At 74.0% G+C, this 18782-nt stretch carries 13 protein-coding genes; 9 read left to right on the top strand and 4 right to left on the bottom strand.

All coding sequences use genetic code 11. From position 1 onward, the window contains the following. The first annotated feature begins 132 nt into the window (after positions 1-132). Positions 133-1410: an MFS transporter gene (locus AC2TEW_RS11080; RefSeq protein WP_484623304.1), complete on the top strand. Its 1278-nt coding sequence runs from the start codon at positions 133-135 to the stop codon at positions 1408-1410. Between the two features lie 41 nt (positions 1411-1451). Here the strand turns inward: AC2TEW_RS11080 and AC2TEW_RS11075 are convergent, their stop codons facing one another. Continuing rightward, positions 1452-1967: a GNAT family N-acetyltransferase gene (locus AC2TEW_RS11075; RefSeq protein WP_484623204.1), complete on the bottom strand. Its 516-nt coding sequence runs from the start codon at positions 1965-1967 to the stop codon at positions 1452-1454. Between the two features lie 81 nt (positions 1968-2048). Here AC2TEW_RS11075 and thpR point away from each other — a divergent pair, with 81 nt between their 5' ends. Further along, positions 2049-2642 carry an RNA 2',3'-cyclic phosphodiesterase gene (thpR, locus tag AC2TEW_RS11070; protein WP_484623203.1) on the top strand — a complete coding sequence of 198 codons (594 nt, stop codon included), beginning with the start codon at positions 2049-2051 and terminating at the stop codon, positions 2640-2642. Positions 2643-2673: 31 nt separating this feature from the next. Here the strand turns inward: thpR and AC2TEW_RS11065 are convergent, their stop codons facing one another. Next, entirely contained in the window at positions 2674-4470 is a 1797-nt protein-coding gene (locus AC2TEW_RS11065; RefSeq protein ID WP_484623202.1) for a glycoside hydrolase family 35 protein, read from the bottom strand. Between the two features lie 105 nt (positions 4471-4575). On the opposite strand from AC2TEW_RS11065, the gene AC2TEW_RS11060 reads away from it, so the two are divergent. Continuing rightward, complete coding sequence (locus AC2TEW_RS11060; protein ID WP_484623201.1) at positions 4576-5487, top strand: helix-turn-helix transcriptional regulator; 912 nt, start codon at positions 4576-4578, stop codon at positions 5485-5487. A gap of 185 nt (positions 5488-5672) precedes the next feature. On the opposite strand, the gene serC is transcribed toward AC2TEW_RS11060, so the two are convergent. Continuing rightward, positions 5673-6791 carry a phosphoserine transaminase gene (gene serC / locus AC2TEW_RS11055; protein ID WP_484623200.1) on the bottom strand — a complete coding sequence of 373 codons (1119 nt, stop codon included), beginning with the start codon at positions 6789-6791 and terminating at the stop codon, positions 5673-5675. A 155-nt stretch (positions 6792-6946) separates the two neighbouring features. Then, positions 6947-8047 (bottom strand): citrate synthase 2, encoded by a 1101-nt coding sequence (locus AC2TEW_RS11050; RefSeq protein ID WP_033817859.1) that lies wholly within the window; start codon positions 8045-8047, stop codon positions 6947-6949. A gap of 402 nt (positions 8048-8449) precedes the next feature. Here AC2TEW_RS11050 and pdxH point away from each other — a divergent pair, with 402 nt between their 5' ends. From pdxH to fxsT, 6 genes are all read left to right on the top strand, one after another. After that, positions 8450-9073: a pyridoxamine 5'-phosphate oxidase gene (gene pdxH, locus AC2TEW_RS11045; RefSeq protein WP_484623303.1), complete on the top strand. Its 624-nt coding sequence runs from the start codon at positions 8450-8452 to the stop codon at positions 9071-9073. Between the two features lie 494 nt (positions 9074-9567). Beyond that, on the top strand, positions 9568-9753 hold the full coding sequence (gene fxsA, locus AC2TEW_RS11040; RefSeq protein ID WP_484623199.1) for an FxSxx-COOH cyclophane-containing RiPP peptide: 186 nt from the start codon (positions 9568-9570) through the stop codon (positions 9751-9753). A 58-nt stretch (positions 9754-9811) separates the two neighbouring features. After that, positions 9812-12247 (top strand): FxsB family cyclophane-forming radical SAM/SPASM peptide maturase, encoded by a 2436-nt coding sequence (locus AC2TEW_RS11035; RefSeq protein WP_484623198.1) that lies wholly within the window; start codon positions 9812-9814, stop codon positions 12245-12247. 158 nt (positions 12248-12405) lie between these two features. Continuing rightward, entirely contained in the window at positions 12406-13194 is a 789-nt protein-coding gene (locus tag AC2TEW_RS11030) for an AAC(3) family N-acetyltransferase (protein WP_484623197.1), read from the top strand. Positions 13195-13396: 202 nt separating this feature from the next. Continuing rightward, positions 13397-14734, top strand: a complete 1338-nt coding sequence (locus tag AC2TEW_RS11025; protein WP_484623196.1) for a TIR-like protein FxsC — start codon at positions 13397-13399, stop codon at positions 14732-14734. Continuing rightward, positions 14731-18747 carry an FxSxx-COOH system tetratricopeptide repeat protein gene (gene fxsT / locus AC2TEW_RS11020; RefSeq protein ID WP_082526527.1) on the top strand — a complete coding sequence of 1339 codons (4017 nt, stop codon included), beginning with the start codon at positions 14731-14733 and terminating at the stop codon, positions 18745-18747. Before AC2TEW_RS11025 ends, fxsT begins: the two co-directional genes overlap by 4 nt. The last annotated feature ends 35 nt before the right edge of the window (positions 18748-18782 follow it).

Here is an 18782-nt window from a genome sequence, read left to right as displayed (position 1 = left end):
CCGGGCACCGGCGACGACGACCCCTGCGAACGCACCGCGGCGGCCTCCACCGCCGCGTCCGCCCCCGCGGGGGACAGCACCACCCGTACCACCGACGGCCCCACGGGGGCCCGCTTCACCCGGCCCGGCGGGATGTTCTCCTCGCTGCGGGTCCGTAACTACCGCTACTTCTTCGCCGGCCAGATCGTCTCCAACTCGGGGACCTGGATGCAGCGGATCGCCCAGGACTGGCTGGTGCTGAGCCTCACCGGCAGCCCGTTCGCGGTCGGCGTGACCACCGCGATGCAGTTCCTCCCGATGCTGCTGCTGGGCCTGTGGGGCGGCGTGCTCGCCGACCGGCTGCCCAAGCGGCGGCTGCTGATCCTCACCCAGGGCGTGATGGGCCTGCTGGCCGCCGGCCTCGCGGTGATGACCGTCACCGGCGCCGTGACCGAGTACTGGGTCTACCTGTTCGCGCTGCTGCTCGGCCTGGTCACCGTGGTCGACAACCCGACCCGGCAGGCCTTCGTCAGCGAGATGGTCGGCCCCCGGGACCTGGCCAACGCGGTCAGCCTCAACGCCGCCAACTTCCAGTGCGCCCGCCTGGTCGGCCCGGCCGTCGCCGGTCTGCTGATCGCCGCCGTGGGCAGCGGCTGGGCGTTCGCCGTCAACGCGCTGTCCTTCGCCGCCGTGATCGGCGGACTGCTCGCGATGCGCACCGCCGAACTGCGGCCCACCGCGCCGATCGCCCGCGAGAAGGGCCAGCTGCGCGAGGGGCTGCGCTATGTGCGCGAGCGGCCCGAGCTGCTCTGGCCGATGGTGCTGGCCGGGTTCATCGGGACCTTCGGGTTCAACTTCCCGACCCTGCTGTCCGGTTTCGCCTACGACACCTTCAAGGTCGGCCCCGGCGAGTACGGCCTGCTGAACACCGCGATGGCGGTCGGTTCGCTGGTCGGCGCGCTGCTGGCGGCCCGCCGCGGCTCGCCGCGGCTGCGCCGGCTGGTGGCGGCCGCGCTGGCCTTCGGGGTGCTGGAGGTGGCGGCCGCGTTCGCGCCCGGGTACTGGACCTTCGCCGCCCTGCTGACCCTGATCGGCGTGTTCGGGCTGACCTTCAACACCGCGGTCAACTCGGCCCTGCAGCTGGCCACCGACCCCGCGATGCGCGGCCGGGTGATGGGCCTGCTGGTGCTGGTCTTCACCGGCGGCACCCCGATCGGCGCACCGCTGGTCGGCTGGGTCACCGCCGCGTACGGGCCGCGGCTCGGCCTGCTGGCCTGCGGTGCGGTCTCCGCGCTGGCGGCGGCCGTGGTCGGCCTGGTGCTGGCCCGGGCCGCGGACCTGAAGGTGCGGGTCGACCTGCACCGGGGCAGCCGGGTGGTGGCCTTCGTGCCGCGCTCGGTGTCCAGGGACCAGCTGGCCACCGCGAGTTGAGCTCCGGCCGGGGCCCCGTCCGACGGGCGGGGTCCCGGCCGTCAGACCCTGATCTCCAGGATCTGCCCCGGCCACGGCCCGCTGCCCTGCTCGACCACGAAGGCGTCCGTCGCGGTGAAGCCGAGCCGCTCGTACTGGGCGACCAGCCGGCGGTCGTCCCCGGCGTAGCAGTCCACCCGCAGCAGGCCGTGGCCGCGGCGCCGGGTCTCCTCGACCGCGTCGGCGATCAGCGCGGCGCCGACCCCCGTGCCCTTGCGGCTCCGGTCGGTCACCAGCAGCCGGACGTACAGCTCGGGCCGGTCCACCGGGGTGGCGTACGAGGGGATCTCCTCGGCCAGCACGCAGACCCCGACCGTCCGGCCGTCGGCGTCCTCGGCGACCCGCAGCAGGTAGTCGCGGGCGTACCGCTCGGTGCGTTCGACGGCGGTCGGATGGCTGGTCCACGGCTGCTCGCCCCACTGGCCGGTGCGGCCGAGCGAGACCAGCCAGGCGACGGCGGAGTCGAGCAGGGCGAGGGTGTCGGCGGTGTCCTCGGGTCCTCCGGTTCTGATGTTCATAGGACAGTTCTAACCGCCGCGGCGGGCCGCACACCGGGAAATGGGCGGGAGACCGCGGTACCCGGACGGCAGGATGGCGCCATGAGACTCTTCGTGGCGGTCAACCCGCCGGCGGCGGCACTCCAGGAACTGGTCGACGCGGCCGCACCGTTGCACGAGCTGCCGGGCGCCGACCGGCTGCGCTGGAGCGAGGTGGCCGGCTGGCACCTCACGCTCGCCTTCCTGGGCGAGGTGCCGGCCGCCGAGGTGCCCCGGCTGGAGCCGCTGCTCGCCCGGGTCGCCGGGGAGCACGGCGCGCACCGGCTCCGGCTGGCCGGCGGCGGCACCTTCGGCGACCGGGTGCTGTGGGCCGGGGTGGCGGGCGAGGTGTGGGCGCTGCGGCGGCTGGCCGAGGGGGTGCGCGCCGTGCTGCCCGAGCTCGGGATCGAGTCGGACCAGCACGGCTTCCACCCGCACCTCACACTGGCCCGGGCCGGCTCCTCGCACGGGCAGCGGCGGGCCGAACGGCGCTCGGCGGTGGGCGAACTGCACGCGATGGCCGGTGCGCTGGAGGAGTTCCGGGGCGCCGAGTGGGAGGCCGCCGAGCTGCACCTGATGCTCAGCGAGACCGGCTTCGGACCCTCCCGCTACCGGAGCCTGTCCAGCTGGCCGCTGGCCCGCTGGGAGGCCGGCTGAGCGGTGCCGACGCCCGCCCCCCGGGCCCGCGTCACCCCAGCTCGGGCGCCGCGCGCAGCTCCACCGCCGCCGGGGCGGCGTCGCCGAGCTCCAGTACCACCAGCTCGTTGGCGCCCTCGCGCAGCAGCGGCTGCGGACAGAACAGCGTCACCTGCGGGCCGCCCGCCTCGTACCGGCCGAGCAGGAAGCCGTTCACCCACAGGTACCCGTGCAGACCGCCGGGGACGGCGAGGAAGGCGTCCCCGGTGGCCGCCAGGGTCAGCGTGCCCCGGGCGAGCACCTCCGAGCCGGGCTCGCCGGGGCCGAACTCCGCCGCCGGCAGCGGCTCCAGGGCCAGCGGCTCGGCCCGGCAGCCGTGCAGGTACTGCCGCTCGAAGCGGACCCCGCCCGTGATGCCCTTGGTCTCGCCCAGCTGCGGCCCGTAGTTGACCCGGCCCAGCGACTCCACCAGCAGCTCCACCTCGCTGCCGGCCGCCACCTGCACCGGCTCCGCCACGACGCCCCGGTACAGCTCCGCCACCCGCTTGCCGTCCACCCGCAGCGTCGCCCGGTCCCGCAGCCCCTCGACGCTCAGCCCCTCGACGTGCGGCCCCTCGGCGTGCGGCCCGGTGGCCGACCCCGCGTCCGGCACCCGGAAGGTGTAGCGGACCAGGCCCTGCTCCAGGCCCAGCTCCTCCAGGGTCGGCGGCACCGGTCCGCGGACGGCCGGCCCGAACGGCAGCGCGGCGAACCCGGTCAGCGGCACCCGGTCCGGTGCCAGCACCGGCGGCAGTGCGGGGAAGGCCGGCACCCGGTCGTCCAGGAAGCGCGCCTGCTCCGGGTGCCGGGCCGCGAACTCGGTCAGCACCTCGCGGAACAGCTCGTACTTGGCGGCCGGCGCACCCCGCTCGTCCAGCGGTGCGTCGTAGTCGTACGAGGTGGTCACCGGCTGGAACGGGGAGCGTTCCCAGGAGGTCGAGTTGAACGGCGCGTCCTGGTGGTTGGCCCCGGCCGTGGTGCCGAAGTTGGTGCCGCCGTGCGCCATGTAGAGGTTGACCGAGCCGCCCGCCGCCAGGATCCGGCGCAGCGTGTCGGCCGCGTCGGCGGCGTCCCGGGTGTGGTGCGGCTTGTCCCAGTGGTCGAACCAGCCGTTCCAGTACTCCATGCAGAACAGCGGGTCCTCGGGCCGGTGGCGGCGCAGCGCCGCGAAACCGTCCTCCGGCCCGGAGCCGAAGTTGACGGTGGCCAGCACCCCGGGGAGCGTCCCGGCGGCCAGCATGTGGTCCTCCGGGCCGTCCGAGGTGAACAGCGGCACCGTGACGCCCCGGCGCAGCAGCCCGTCCGCCAGGTGCCGCAGGTGGTCGCGGTCGCTGCCGAAGGAGCCGTACTCGTTCTCCACCTGGACCAGCAGCACGTTGCCGCCCCGGTCCACCTGGCGCTCCACCACGGCCGGCAGCAGCACGTCGAAGAAGGCGTCGACGGCGGCCAGGTAGCCCGGGTCGGCGGTCCGCACCCGGCGGCCCACCCGGGCCGTCAGCCAGGCCGGCAGCCCGCCGTTGTCCCACTCCGCGCAGATGTACGGACCGGGCCGGACGATCGCCCACAGCCCCTGCCGGGCCGCCTCGTCCAGGAAGGCGGCCAGCTCGGGCAGCCGCTCGAAGCGGCCCTCGGCCGGCTCGTGCAGGTTCCACGGGACGTAGGTCTCGACGGTGTTCAGGCCCATCGCGCGCAGCGCGGCCAGCCGGGCGGGCCACTGCTCGGGCCGGGTGCGGAAGTAGTGCACCGCCCCGGAGAGGATCCGCAGCGGGCGCCCGTCGAGGAGGAAGCCGGTGGAGTCGTAGGTGAGCATGCCCCCAGCCTGCGGCAACGACCCGGCCGGGACCATGGACAAAGCCCGGCGGCGTGTTGGATTGTCGGACGCACCCGGGGCACACCGGCGAGGGAGGGACGACGGGTGGAACGCTGGTGGCAGTACCTCACCCCGGGCCCGGCGCAGCTGCGCACCGGCCTGGCCTGCCTGGGCGTCGGCATGCAGCGCGGCCGGCTGCCCACGGTCGGGCCCCGCACCCTGGACCACTGGGTGGCGGTGGTGGTGACCCGCGGCCGCGGCTGGTTCGAGGAGCCGGACGGCACCCGCCGGCCGGTGACCGGGCCCGCGGTGCTGTGGCTGCGCCCCGGCGTCGCGCACCACTACGCGCCGGACGAGGGCGGCTGGTCCGAGTCGTTCGTGGACTTCACCGGGCCGGCCACCGCGGCCTACGCCGAGCTGGGGCTGCTGCCCGAGGCCGCGGTGGTGCCGCTGGACGCCGCCGAGCCCGCCCAGCGGGTGCTGGCCAAGATCGCCGCGGCCTGCCGCCGCGACGGCCCGCCGGCCGGGGCGGAGGCCGCCGCCGGGGTGCACGAGCTGCTGGTGGAGCTGCACCGGCACCGGGCCGGCCTGGACCCGCAGGGCGCGCCGGTGCTGGAGGCGCTGCGCCGCGACGCCTGCCTGCCGCTGTCGGTGGCCGACCACGCCCGCCGGGCCCGGATGACGGTGCCGGAGCTGCGCCGGGCGGTGCGGGCGGTCGGCGCGGCCGGGCCGAAGGAGTACCTGCTGACCGTCCGGCTGAACCGGGCGAAGGAGCTGCTGGCGGCCGGCGGGCTGCCGGTGGCGGCGGTGGCCCGCCGGGTCGGCTACGCGGACCCGGCGTACTTCACCCGGCTGTTCACCCGGCGGGTGGGGGTGGCGCCGTCGGTCTTCCGGGCCCAGCAGTACCGCGGCGAGGAGCAGCTGCGGCCGGTGCCCGCGCCGGTCCCGCAGGCCCGGCCGGCCGGGCCGGACGGCCCGGGGCGGGGCCGGGCCCGGGCGGCGCGGGCCACCGGGTAACCTCGATGACCGTGGACCCCAAGACTCGTATGCGGATCGTGACCGGCGCCCTGGTACTGCTGCTGGCCGTCGTGCTGGTCAGCTCGCTGGCCGGACGCTGACCACCGCACCCCCGACGCGGCGAGGGCCGCCACCCGTGCTCCGGGTGGCGGCCCTCGCGCTCTCCGGCCGGGGCCGGAGGTGGGTCAGAGCTGCCCGACCACGTGGTCGATGCAGGCGGTGAGCGCCTGGACGTCCGCCGGGTCGACGGCCGGGAACATCGCGATCCGCAGCTGGTTGCGGCCGAGCTTGCGGTACGGCTCGGTGTCCACGATGCCGTTGGCGCGCAGCACCTTGGCGACCGCCGCCGCGTCGACGGAGTCGTCGAAGTCGATGGTGCCGACCACCTGCGAGCGCTCCTCGGCCTTGGCCACGAACGGCTGCGCGAAGGAGGACTTCTCGGCCCAGGTGTAGAGGATCGAGGAGGACTCCGCGGTGCGGGCCACCGCCCAGTCCAGGCCGCCGTTGCCGTTCAGCCACTCCAGCTGCTCGGCGAGCAGGAACAGGGTGGAGATCGACGGGGTGTTGTACGTCTGGTCCTTCGAGGAGTTGTCGATCGCGGTCGGCAGGTCGAAGAACGGCGGGATGTACCGGCCGGAGGCGGCGATCCCGGCGGCGCGCTCCAGGGCGGCCGGCGAGAAGGTCGCCAGCCACAGGCCGCCCTCGGAGGCGAAGGACTTCTGCGGGGCGAAGTAGTAGACGTCGGTCTCGGTGAGGTCGACCGGGAGGCCGCCGGCGCCGGAGGTGGCGTCGACCAGCACGAGGGAGCCCTCGTCGGCGCCGACCGGGCGGCGGATCGGCATCGCCACGCCGGTGGAGGTCTCGTTGTGGGTGAGCGCGTAGACGTCCACCCCGGCCTCGGCGACCGGGAGCGGGTGGGTGCCCGGCTCGGACTTGATCACCGAGGGGTCGCCCAGCCAGGGGGCGGCCTTCACCGAGGAGGCGAACTTGGAGGAGAACTCGCCGAAGTTGAGGTGCTGGGACTTCTCGCGCACGAGCCCGAAGGCCGCGATGTCCCAGAACGCGGTGGAGCCGCCGTTGCCCAGTACCACCTGGTAGCCCTCGGGCAGTGAGAACAGGTCGGCGACGCCCTCACGGACGCGCTTGACCACGTTCTTGACCGGGGCCTGCCGGTGCGAGGTGCCCAGCAGAGAGGTACCGGTGGCCGCGAGGGCGCTCAGCGCCTCCGGGCGGACCTTGGAGGGGCCACAGCCGAAACGGCCGTCGGCGGGCTTGATGTCAGCGGGGATCTGGATCTGAGCCACAGCGGCAGCCTACTGCTCCGCGCAACGCCCGTGTGGCCTTCGTCCGCACGCTGAGATGTCGTCCTGCGTGTTCGAGCGGGCCCGGAGGGTGATTCCGGGCCCGCTCGAGCGGGTGACGAGTTCTCAGTCCGTTGACGGCCGGGTGGGCCGCGGACTCAGGACGTCAGCGCGTCCCAGCCCTCGACCTCCTGCGGGCCGCGCGAGGCGGGGCCGATGTAGCGGGCGGCCGGGCGCACCAGGCGGCCGGTGCGCTTCTGCTCCAGGATGTGGGCGGACCAGCCGGCCGTCCGGGCGCAGGTGAACATCGAGGTGAACATGTGCGCCGGGACCTCGGCGAAGTCCAGCATGATCGCGGCCCAGAACTCCACGTTGGTGGCGAGCACGCGGTCGGGGCGGCGGTTGTGCAGCTCCTCCAGCGCGGCCTTCTCCAGCGCCTCGGCGATCTCGTAGCGCGGGGCGCCGAGCTCCTTGGCGGTGCGGCGCAGCACCCGGGCGCGCGGGTCCTCGGCGCGGTAGACGCGGTGGCCGAAGCCCATCAGGCGCTCGCCCTTGTCGAGGGCCTTCTTCACGTAGCCGGCCGCGTCGCCGGTGCGCTCGATCTCCTCGATCATGCCGAGCACCCGGGACGGGGCGCCGCCGTGCAGCGGGCCCGACATCGCGCCGACCGCGCCGGAGAGCGCGGCCGCGACGTCCGCGCCGGTGGAGGCGATGACGCGGGCGGTGAAGGTGGAGGCGTTCATGCCGTGCTCGGCGGCCGAGGTCCAGTACGCGTCGACGGCCTTGACGTGCTTGGGGTCGGGCTCGCCCCGCCAGCGGATCATGAACCGCTCGACGATGGTCTCGGCCTTGTCGATCTCGCTCTGCGGGACCATCGGACGGCCCTGGCCGCGGGCCGACTGGGCCACGTACGACAGGGCCATCACGGCGGCCCGGGCGAGGTCGTCGCGGGCCTGCTCGGCGGAGATGTCGAGCAGCGGCTTGAGGCCCCAGACCGGGGCGAGCATCGCGAGGGCGGACTGCACGTCCACCCGGATGTCGCCGGAGTGGACCGGGATCGGGAACGGCTCGGCGGCCGGCAGACCGGGAGCGAACTTCCCGTCGACCAGCAGACCCCACACGTGCCCGAAGGAGACGTGACCCACGAGGTCCTCGATGTCCACACCGCGGTAGCGCAGGGCGCCGCCTTCACGGTCGGGTTCGGCGATCTCGCTCTCGAAGGCGACTACCCCTTCGAGCCCGGGTACGAAATCGGACATCAGACGGCTCCTTCAGTGATCCGATACGGCGCGTCGCCATGGTGGTGCGGCGCGCCGGTGACCGATGGTGGTTGGCACTCGGTGTCAGACTGTCAGGCACCCAGTGCATTGCGCCATACACCACCACGGTGATGTTTCCCCCACGGGCCGCGCCGACCCGGTCCTGCGGGTCCGACGTCATCGGCGGACAATCCGGGGATCGCCGGACATTCCCGGACAATCTTCCCGTGCGGCGGGCGGTGGAGCGGTGGCGAGACACCTTATCTCCCACCCGGGTTTGCACAGACGTAGCGGTACCCGACGCTTGTCGTACGGGATGATGTTGGGGTGCCTACCGCGGAACGCCACCCGACAGCCCTGACCAAGCGCACCGAGACCCGGTCCGGTCCGGACCTGGCCGCGATGCGCCGGCAGTACCAGCACGACGGCCTGCTCGAGGACCGGATCGCCGCCGACCCGATCACCCAGTTCACCGACTGGTTCCACGACGCGGCCGACGCCGGGGTGGACGAGCCCAACGCCATGGTGCTGTCCACCGCCGACGCCGCCGGGCGCCCCGGCTCGCGCACCGTCCTGCTCAAGGGCTTCGACCGGCGCGGCTTCGTCTTCTACACCAACTACGGCTCCCGCAAGGGCACCGACCTGGCCGCCAACCCGTACGCCTCGCTGCTCTTCCCGTGGATCACGCTGGCCCGCCAGGTGATCGTCGGCGGCCGGGTGGAGAAGGTCGGGCGGGACGAGACCGCCGCCTACTTCCGGACCCGGCCGCACGGCTCCCAGCTCGGCGCCTGGGCCAGTGAGCAGTCCAGCCCGGTGGCCGGCCGGGAGGTCCTGGAGCGCCGGTACGCCGACCTGGAGGCCCGCTACCCGGAGGGCGAGGGCGTACCGGTGCCGCCGTTCTGGGGCGGCTACCGGGTGGTCCCGGAGACGGTGGAGTTCTGGCAGGGCCGGGAGAACCGGCTGCACGACCGGCTGCGCTACGTCGCCGACGGCGGCGGCTGGCGGGTGGAGCGCCTCTGCCCCTGAGGGGGCCGGGCGGGCCCGTTCCGGGGTCGCCGAGGGGCTGCCGAGGGGCCGTCGAGGGGCGGCCGAGGGGGCTGCCCCGGGGCCGCCGGGGGTGCTGTTCCTCCGGACGGGTGATTGTGTCCGCGGGCGGGAACCGGGGCGTTGCGGGTGGCGGTCCGTGGCGGGGGCCTGGCGTTCTGACGCTCTGTCAATCCATGGTGACGCGAAGGCCGTCGGGGCGCCGGTCCGGGGTGGAGATCGGGGCCGGTCAGGGCGCCTGCCGGCCGGTCCGGCGGCCGCGCTTCGGCTGAACGAGTGGTCGCCGCGGGCTCCCCGGGAGATCCGGCGGGTGCGTTGACCTCTGGGCGCGCTCGCAGCGGCGGCGGTGTCCTAGCATGGTCTTCTTGGACTCGTGTCGCAGTGGCCCGCCACCGTCGACGGCCTCCGTCATCGGCATCTGAGTGCAAGTCACCTAACTGGTCTCCATCGCGCAAGCCTAAAAGAGGGGCATCGCCATGACCATCACACTTGCCGCCAAGCCCGCCGAGAATCTGACGGACGATCATTTCGACGCGACCCGGCTCTCCCTGGCCGACCTCGCCGCCCTGGGTGCCGAGGAGCTCGCCGCCCAGCTCGCCCGGGCGCTCCCGGGCGGGGCCCGCGGCCAGGTCCCGGTCGCCGCCTTCCAGTCCTCCATCTGAGAGGGAAGAATCGGTTCCCCGGACTCCTGTGCGTCCCTGACGACGGCCCCCCACCTCGATGACCCTCACCCCGGTCCCCTTCAGGCAGTTCGTGCTGAAGGTGCACAGTCGCTGTGACCTTGCCTGCGACCACTGCTATGTCTACGAACATGCGGACACCAGTTGGCGCGGGCGCCCCAGGCACGCGAGTGACGAGGTGCTGGCCAAGGCCGCCGGGCGGATCGGGGAGCACGCCCGTGCGCACCGGCTGCCGGCCGTCCACGTGGTCCTGCACGGCGGGGAACCCCTGCTGGCCGGCCCGGCGCGACTGCGTCGGGCCGCCGAACTCCTGCGCGCCGCCCTGCCCGCCGGATGCGCCCTGGACCTGCGGATCCACACCAACGGGGTGCTGCTCGACCGCGAGTTCTGCCGCCTGTTCGACCAGGTCGGGATCAAGGTCGGCATCTCGCTGGACGGCGACCGCGCCGCCAACGACCGGCACCGCCGGTTCGCCGACGGCCGCAGCAGCCACGCCAAGGTGCTGGCGGCGGTCGCACTGCTGCGCGAGAGCGAGTTCCGGCACCTGTACGCCGGACTGCTGTGCACCATCGACGTCGAGAACGACCCGGCCGCCGTGCTGGACGCGCTGATCGAGCTCGAGCCGCCCCGGATCGACTTCCTGCTGCCCCACGCGACCTGGGACACTCCGCCGAAACGCCCCCCCGGGATGGGCCGAACGCCCTACGCGGACTGGCTGATCGCCGTCTACGACCGCTGGACGGCGGCGGGCCGCCCGGTGCCGGTCCGGATCTTCGAGTCGGTGCACCGCACCCTGCGCGGAAGGACCAGCCTGACCGAGTCGCTGGGCCTCGACCCGGCCGATCTGGTGGTGATCGAGACCGACGGCGAACTCGAGCAGGCCGACAGCCTGAAGACGGCGTACGACGGCGCACCCGCGACCGGTTTCGACATCTTCGCCCACTCCCTGGATGAAGTCGCGCGCCACCCGGGCATGATGGAGCGGCAGTCCGGTCTCGCCGGGCTGAGCACCGACTGCCGTGCCTGCCCCGTCGTCCGCTCCTGCGGAGGTGGCCTGTATGCGCACCGCTACCGGGGCGACGGCAGTGGCTTCGCCAATCCGTCCGTCTTCTGCGGGGACCTCATGAAGCTGATCACCACGATTCGCGACCTGGCCCCCGGTCCGGCGGGCATCCCGGAGCAGAGCGTCCCCGTCGAACCGGTGCTCACCGAGGCCCAGTTGGACGAGCTGGCGGACGGCTACGGCAGTGCACCGACCGTCGCCGCCCTCGCCGCCGCCCAACTCGGCCTGACCCGGCGGCTGCTGGCGGCCGTCGCGGCCGGCCGGGCGGAGACCGCCGAGGCCTGGGACCTGCTGACCGCGCTGGACGCGAAGGCCCCCCGGGCGCTGGACGCGGCGCTCGCCCACCCCTACCTGCGCGCCTGGGCGGTGCGCTGCCTGAACGGCGAGCCGGGTGCGGACCCCGGCGCGCTGGCCGGGACCGCCGCGGTGGCCGCGCTGCGGGCCGGGGTGGACTTCGAGCTGGAGGTGCCGGTCCACGAGGGCGCGCTCCGGCTGCCCGGCCTCGGCCGGGTCCTGCTGGACCGGTCCGACGCCACCGCGCGGGTGACCGGCGACGCCGACGGCTTCACCGTCCGCACGGCCGCCGCACCGCTGCGGATCGACTGGGACACCCCGGACGGCGGCCCCTGGCAGCCGGTGCGCCGGCTCGTCCTGGCGGGCGGCTGGACGGTCGCCCTGGAGGACACCGACCCGCAGCGCGACAGCCACCAGTGGCCGGTCGCGGGCCGGCTGACCGGGGCCGAGGTGCTGGACTGGGCCGGCCCGCTGCAGGAGGCCTGGGAGCTGATCCGCCGGGACCTGCCCGGCTACGCGCCGGGCATCCGGGCCGGCCTCGGCACCGTCACCCCGCTCACCGCCGGGCCGGACGGGCGGGACATCAGCGCCGCCTCCCGGCAGGCGTTCGGTGCGGTCGGGATCGCCCGTCCGGCCACCGCGCCGATCCTCGCGCTGCTGGTCGCGCACGAGTTCCAGCACGTCAAGCTGGGCGCGGTGCTGGACTTCCACGACCTGTACGACCCGGCCGACGACCGGCTCTTCCACGCCCCCTGGCGGCCGGACCCGCGCCCGCTGGAGGGCCTGCTCCAGGGCACCTACGCCCACCTCGCGGTGACCGAGTTCTGGGCCGCCCGGGTCCGGGCGTACGACGGCCTGCGCAGCGACGCCGCCGACGCCGCCCGGCTGCAGCTGGCCACCTGGCGGGCGCACACCGTGGACGCGGTGGCGGTGCTGGCCGGCTCCGGTTCGCTGACCGCGCTCGGCGAGCGGTTCGCGGCCGGGATGCGGGCGACCGCGGAGCCCTGGCTGGCCGTGCCGGTCGGCGAGCAGGCCGAGCGGCGGGCCCGGGAGGCGGCGGCCGAGAACCTGGCGCGGTGGCGGGCCCGCAGCGGACGGACGGCCCCGGCCGGTACCTGACCCGGGCCCCGGACCCCGGCCCCCTCGCCCCGCCCTGCCCCGGGTGGACCGCGCCGGGGCCCGCGCCCGGGCCGCGGCCCACCACGCGGTCCACCGCGGTACGACCGCAGCCCACCACGATCCACCGACCGACCGAGACGGCTGCCGGGGAGGCCCCGTTGTACTCCGTAGAGACGCTGGCCGCCGACCTGCGCACGCTGGGCGTCCGGGCCGGCGAGACCCTGCTGGTGCAGTCCTCCACCCGGGCGATCGGCGCGGTCCGCGGCGGCTCGGCGGCGGTGGTCGCCGCGCTGCGGGAGGTGCTCGGCCCGCAGGGCACCCTGGTGGTGTACACCGCGACGCCGGAGAACTCCGACACCTCGCCGCTGGACGCCGCCCGGACCGGCGGTCTGGACCCGGAGCGGCTGCGGGCGTTCCGGGCCGCGATGCCGCCGTTCGACCGGGACACCACACCCGCCTCGCCGAGCATGGGCCGGATCGCGGAGGAGGTCCGCACCACGCCGGGTGCGGTGCGCAGCGCCCATCCGCAGACCTCGTTCACGGCGCTGGGGCCCAAGGCCGGGCTGCTGACGGCCGGGCACGAGCTGCGCTGCCACCTCGGCGAGGACTCGCCGACCCACCGGCTCTACCAGGACGGCGCCCGGGCGCTGCTGGTGGGTGTGCCGCTGTGGTGCTGCACCCCGTTCCACCTCGCCGAGTACTGGCAGCCCGAGCAGGTGACGCAGCGCTACGGCTGCGTGGTCAGGGACGAGCGGCAGCGGCGGCAGTGGGTGCACTTCGACGCGCTGCGGCTGGAGGTGCGGCACTTCGAGACGCTGGGCGAGGTCCTGGCCGAGGAGCTGCCCGGGGTGGTGCGGGGCCGGTTCGGCGACGCGGCGAGTTTTCTGCTGCCGATCCCCGACGCCGTCGACCACGTGAACAAATGGCTGCGAAACCGCTGGAGTTGACGCTCGGTCACGGATTGCGCGGCGCGGCCCTATTCCATTCGGGAACCTGACCTTCCTACACTGAAGTCCCTTTGTGGGGTGGCGAAGCAGCCCGGGGACCAGTGGGAGCGGGGGTGGGGCGGGGCGGCCGGCCGAGTACGCCGGTGCGGTCGCGGGTGCGGCCGGGCAGTCAACAGGCCGGAAGTCTCGGGGGAGGCGCGTCTTGAACAGCCAGGGGGACGGCGGCAGGGACCAGCGACCCTATTTCTTTCTCAGCTACGCGCACATTCCGCGGGCCGGGAACAGGAGTTCGGGCGACCCGAACATCTGGGTGGCCCAGCTCTACAACGACCTCTGCGAAGCCATCTTCCAGCTCACCGACGCGCCCTCCGGGCACCCGGTGGGCTTCATGGACCGCTCGATGCACCAGGGGCAGAAGTGGGCCGAGCGGCTCTCCGCCGAACTCGCCAACTGCCGGGTGTTCGTCCCGCTCTACTCGCCGCGCTACTTCGCCAGCCAGGCCTGCGGCAAGGAGTGGCAGCTGTTCAGCCAGCGCCCGGTGTACCAGCGCCGGGCCGGCGGCGAGCGGCACACCGGGATCGTCCCGGTGCTCTGGGTCGCGATGAACCACTACCCGCTGCCCCGGGTCGCCAGCGAGCTCCAGTTCAGCCACGAGAGCTTCGGCGGCGACTACGCGGCCGAGGGCCTGTACGCGCTGATGAAGATCGCCTCGTACCGGGCCCAGTACCAGAACGCGGTGTACCGGCTGGCCGAGCGGATCGTCCACGTCGCCCGGCACACCGTGATCCCGCTCGGGGAGCAGGCCGACTTCGAGTCCCAGCCCAGCGCCTTCGAGCCGCCGACGCCGACCGACCGGGTGCGGATCTCGGTCTACTCGCTGCGCCGCCGGGAGCTGCCCGCCGGACGCAGCGCCGACTGCTACGGCGCCCGCCGGCTCGACTGGCAGCCGTACCAGCCGCACTCCGCCCGTCCGCTGGCCGAGGACGCGGCCGAGGTGGCGCGCCGGATGGGCTTCGACCCGACGGTGGCCGAGTTCGAGGACGACGCGGAGCGGCTGCTGGCCGAGGAGCCGACCGGCCCGAGCGTGCTGCTGGTCGACCGCTGGGCCCTGACGGATCGTCAGCGAACGGGTAAGATTCGTCAGTTGGACCGCAAGAACCTGCCCTGGGTGAGCGTGCTGGAGCCGTGGAACCCGGAGGACCCGGAGTGCCGAAGAGACGAGGAGATGCTCAACGGACTGAGCGAGGAAGTGCTGCGGCTCAGCCGCGGCGCCCACCGGCCGACGCTGCGCAGCCAGGCCGGCGGCACACCCGGCAGCCTGGAGGAGTTCCGCGGCGAACTCGAACGGGCGGTCATGCAGGCCACCAACGGCTTCGAACAGCGCGGCGAGACGCGGACCCCCGGGACCGGGCCGCGCAGGCCCAGCCTCCGGCTGGGGATCCACGGCGGCGAGCCGCCGACCGGGCCGGACACCGAGGGACACGGCAGCGATGAGGACGGCGGCCTCGGGCGGGCTGCCCGTGGGGGAGGAGAGCCATGACCGAGACACCGGCCAGGGGCCTGCGGGCCACCGGTCACCGCACCGAGCGGGACTTCGACGCCAGGACAGATGACGACCGGCACGGCCGGATCGTCACCTTCTACTCGTACAAGGGCGGCACCGGGCGCACCATGGCGCTCGCCAACACGGCCTGGATCCTGGCCTCCAACGGCCACCGGGTGCTCACCGTCGACTGGGACCTCGAAGCCCCCGGCCTCGACCAGTTCTTCCGGCCGTTCCTCGACCCGGACGTGGTGGCCGGCACCACCGGCATCATGGACCTGTTCGCCGACTACCTGGAGGAGGCCCGCCGCCCGCTCGACCGCGACCCGAACTGGCACGAGGACTTCGCCCGGATCCACCCGCACGCCGTCTCGCTGGCCTGGCCGCACTTCCCCGGCGACGGCGGCCTGGACTTCGTCCCGGCCGGCCAGCTCAACCGGGACTACTCCGGCACCGGCAACCGGATCGACTGGGACCTGCTCTACGAGGCCCACAACGGCTCCGCCTTCATCGAGGCGCTGCGCCGCGATATGAAGCGCCGCTACGACTACGTCCTGATCGACAGCCGCACCGGCCTGACCGACACCGCCGACATCTGCACCGTCGAGATGCCCGACGACCTGGTGGTCTGCTTCACCCTCAGCGACCAGTCGATCGACGGCGCCTCCCGGGTCGCCCACACCATCGACAGCCTCTACGAGGCCCGCGGGATCCGGATCTTCCCGGTGCCGATGCGGATCGACGAGGGCGAGAAGGAGAAGGCGGACGCCGGCCGGGCGCTCGCCCGGATCAAGTTCGGCGGCCTGCCGGCCGGCCTCGGCGAGTCCGAACTGCTGCGCTACTGGGCCTCGGTGGAGATCCCGTACCGGCCGTTCTACGCCTACGAGGAGATCCTCGCGCCGTTCGGTGACCTGCCGCAGCAGCCCGCCTCGATCCTCGCCGCCTGCGAGCGGCTGACCGCCGAACTCACCTCCGGGCAGGTCACCGGGCTGCCGCCGATGGACGAGGACCTGCGGCTGCGCAACCTCGCCGCCTTCGTCCGCCGCCGGCCGACCGCCCCCGCCGACCTCTACCTCAGCTACGTCCCGCAGGACCGGGCCTGGGCCGACTGGATCTCCGAGGTGCTCACCCGGGCCGGCTTCCGGGTGCTGTCGATGGACCTCGGCGTCGGCGCCAACCCGCGGGCCGCCGCCGAACGCGGCATCGACTCCGCCTACCGCACCGTCGCCCTGCTCTCCTCCGCCTACCTCTCCTCCCCGCAGGCCCAGGCGCTGTGGGGCCGGACCGTCAACGCCGACCCGGCCGGCGCCCGCCGCCAGATGATCCCGGTCCGGGTCGGCGACGTGCGCATCACCGCCCCGTACAACAACCGCAACCCGGTCGACCTGGTCGGCCGCGACGAGGGCGAGGCCGTGCTGGCGCTGCTGCGCGCCCTCGGCCGGGCCGAGGCCGACCTCGGCGAACGCGGCAGCGACGCCCCCCGTTTCCCCGGCGCCAAGCCCGCCTACTGGTCGGTGCCGCAGCGCAACCACTCCTTCACCGGCCGCACCAAGGTGCTGGACGACCTGCGCGAACAGCTGGTCGGCGGCCCGACCGCGGTCCTGCCCACCCCGCAGACCCTCTACGGCCTCGGCGGCATCGGCAAGACCCAGGTCGCGCTGGAGTACGCGCACCGCTACATGTCGCACTACGACCTGGTCTGGTGGATCAACGCCGAGCAGACCGAGTCCGCCGCCCAGTCCTTCGCCGAACTCGCCGGCCGGCTCGGCCTGCGCACCGGCGAGAGCGTCACCGAGGCCGCCGACACCGCCCGCGACGCGCTGCGCCGCGGCTCGCCCACCTCCCGCTGGCTGCTGGTCTTCGACAACGCCGACGAGCCCGCCCGGATCCGCCCGTACTTCCCGGACGGGCCCGGCCACATCCTGGTCACCTCCCGCAACCAGGGCTGGTCCGGGCAGGCCGGGGTGCTCGGCGTCGACGTCTTCACCCGGGCCGAGAGCGTCGACCACATCACCCGGCGGGTGCGCGGCCTGACCCGGCAGGAGGCCGACCGGGTCGCCGAGGCGCTCGGCGACCTGCCGCTCGCCGTGGAGGTCGCCGCCGCCTGGCTGGAGACCACCCGCACCCCGGTGGACACCTACGTCGCCCAGCTCCAGGCCGAGGCGACCAAGGTGCTGGCGGCCGGCGAGACACCCGCCGACTACCCGACCCCGGTCGGCCTGACCTGGAACGTCTCGATCGCCCGGCTGCGCGAGCAGTCCCCGGCCGCGGTCCGGCTGCTGGAGCTGTCCGCGTTCTTCGCACCCGAACCGATCTCGCTCAAGCACTTCTTCTACAGCGAGCGGATGCGCCGCGCCCTGGAACCCTTCGACCCCGAGCTCACCGACAGCTTCATGCTCGGCAAGGTGATCCGCGCGGTCAGCCGCTACGCCCTCGCCAAGACCGACGCCGGCAGCTTCCAGGTCCACCGGCTGGTCCAGGCGGTGGTCCGCAGTGGCATGTCGCAGGCCGAGCAGAACAGCGCCATGCACGAGGTGCACCGCATCCTGGCCGCCGCCCGCCCGCAGCTCGGCGACACCGACAACCCGGAGAACTGGCCCACCCTGGAGAAGATCTGGCCGCACCTCGGCCCCTCCCGGGCCCAGGACTGCGACGAGCGCGAGGTCCGCGAGCTGCTCATCGACCGCGTCCGCTACCTGTGGAAGACCGTCGACCTCGACCAGGCCCTCCAGCTCGCCCGCCAGCTCGACCAGGCCTGGGCCGAACGCTACGAGGACGAGGCCGACCCCGGCGAGCGCCGCTTCCTGCTCCGCCAGATCCTCAGCCTGCGCTTCAACCTGGCCAACGTGCTGCGCTCCAAGGGCTCGTACAACGCCGCCCTGGAACTCGACCAGGCCACCCTGGAGGGGCAGCGCGAACTGCTCGGCGAGCACAACGCGTTCACCCTGATGACCGCCAACTCGATGGGCGCCGACCTGCGGTACCTCAACCGCTTCCAGGACGCGCTCACCCTCGACCTGGAGACCTACAACCAGTTCGTCGAGCTGTTCGGCGAGGACGACGGCCGCACCCTGTCGGTCGCCAACAACCTCGCCATCGACCACCGCATGGTCGGCAACAGCCGGGCCGCCCGCGACCTCGACCAGGACACCTTCGAACGCCGCTCCGCCGTGCTCGGCCCCACCCACCCGTACACCCTCACCACCAAGGCCAACCTGGCCCGCGACCTGCGCGAGATGGGCGACTACAAGGGCTCCGCCGAACTGCTGCGCGAGGTCACCGACGTGTTCACCGAGATCCTCGGCCCCGACCTGCCGGAGACCCTGCGCAACGCCAAGTCGCTGGCCGTCTCGATGCGCCGGGCCGGGGAGACCGCCAAGGCCCGCGAGCTCACCGAGCAGACCTACCAGCGCTACGTCGAGCGGTACGGCACCGACAACCCCGAGGCGCTCGCCTGCCAGCTCAACCTGGCCGCCGACCACAGCGCCGCCGGCGACAAGGAGACCGCCCGCGACATCGCCACCGCCGCCTACGAGGGGCACCGCAGGCTGCTCGGCGACGACCACCCGTTCACCCTGGCCTGCGAGAACAACCTGGCCATCTACCTGCGCGGCAGCGACGACGTGGCCGGGGCCGTCCGGCACGGCGAACAGGCCGTGACCGGCCTGTCCCGGGTGCTCGACCCCGACCACCCGTACACCCTCAACGCCATGATCAACCTGGCCAACGCCTACGCCGACAGCGGCCAGCTCCAGCGCGCCGAGGAGCTCGGCCGCACCGCCCACGCCGGCCTGGTCAACCGCTACGGCCCCACCCACCCCGACGCCGTGGTCTGCCAGGTCAACCTGGCCACCACGCTCGCCGAGGCCGGCCGCCAGCGGGAGGCGGACGCCCTGCGCAAGCAGGCGCTGACGGTGCTGCTGGACCTCTTCGACGAGAACCACCCCACCGTGTTCGCCGCCCGCGAGGGGCACCGGATCAACCGCGACCTGGAACCCCAGCCGCTGTGATCCGCCACCGGGGCGGACCCCGGACCTGAACGGCC

The organism is Kitasatospora sp. NEAU-CNBT7, assembly GCF_057220535.1.
Note: the sequence above shows the minus strand (reverse complement) of the source record. Positions and strands in the feature narration are given on the sequence as shown.

Excerpts from the sequence above, each read along its gene's own strand:
- AC2TEW_RS11065 (WP_484623202.1), bottom strand. The coding sequence starts at position 4,470 with ATGCTCACCTACGACTCCACCGGCTTCCTCCTCGACGGGCGCCCGCTG.
- AC2TEW_RS11035 (WP_484623198.1), top strand. The coding sequence starts at position 9,812 with ATGACCCTCACCCCGGTCCCCTTCAGGCAGTTCGTGCTGAAGGTGCAC.
- AC2TEW_RS11075 (WP_484623204.1), bottom strand. The coding sequence starts at position 1,967 with ATGAACATCAGAACCGGAGGACCCGAGGACACCGCCGACACCCTCGCC.
- pdxH (WP_484623303.1), top strand. The coding sequence starts at position 8,450 with ATGCGCCGGCAGTACCAGCACGACGGCCTGCTCGAGGACCGGATCGCC.
- AC2TEW_RS11050 (WP_033817859.1), bottom strand. The coding sequence starts at position 8,047 with ATGTCCGATTTCGTACCCGGGCTCGAAGGGGTAGTCGCCTTCGAGAGC.
- fxsA (WP_484623199.1), top strand. The coding sequence starts at position 9,568 with ATGACCATCACACTTGCCGCCAAGCCCGCCGAGAATCTGACGGACGAT.
- fxsT (WP_082526527.1), top strand. The coding sequence starts at position 14,731 with ATGACCGAGACACCGGCCAGGGGCCTGCGGGCCACCGGTCACCGCACC.
- thpR (WP_484623203.1), top strand. The coding sequence starts at position 2,049 with ATGAGACTCTTCGTGGCGGTCAACCCGCCGGCGGCGGCACTCCAGGAA.
- AC2TEW_RS11080 (WP_484623304.1), top strand. The coding sequence starts at position 133 with ATGTTCTCCTCGCTGCGGGTCCGTAACTACCGCTACTTCTTCGCCGGC.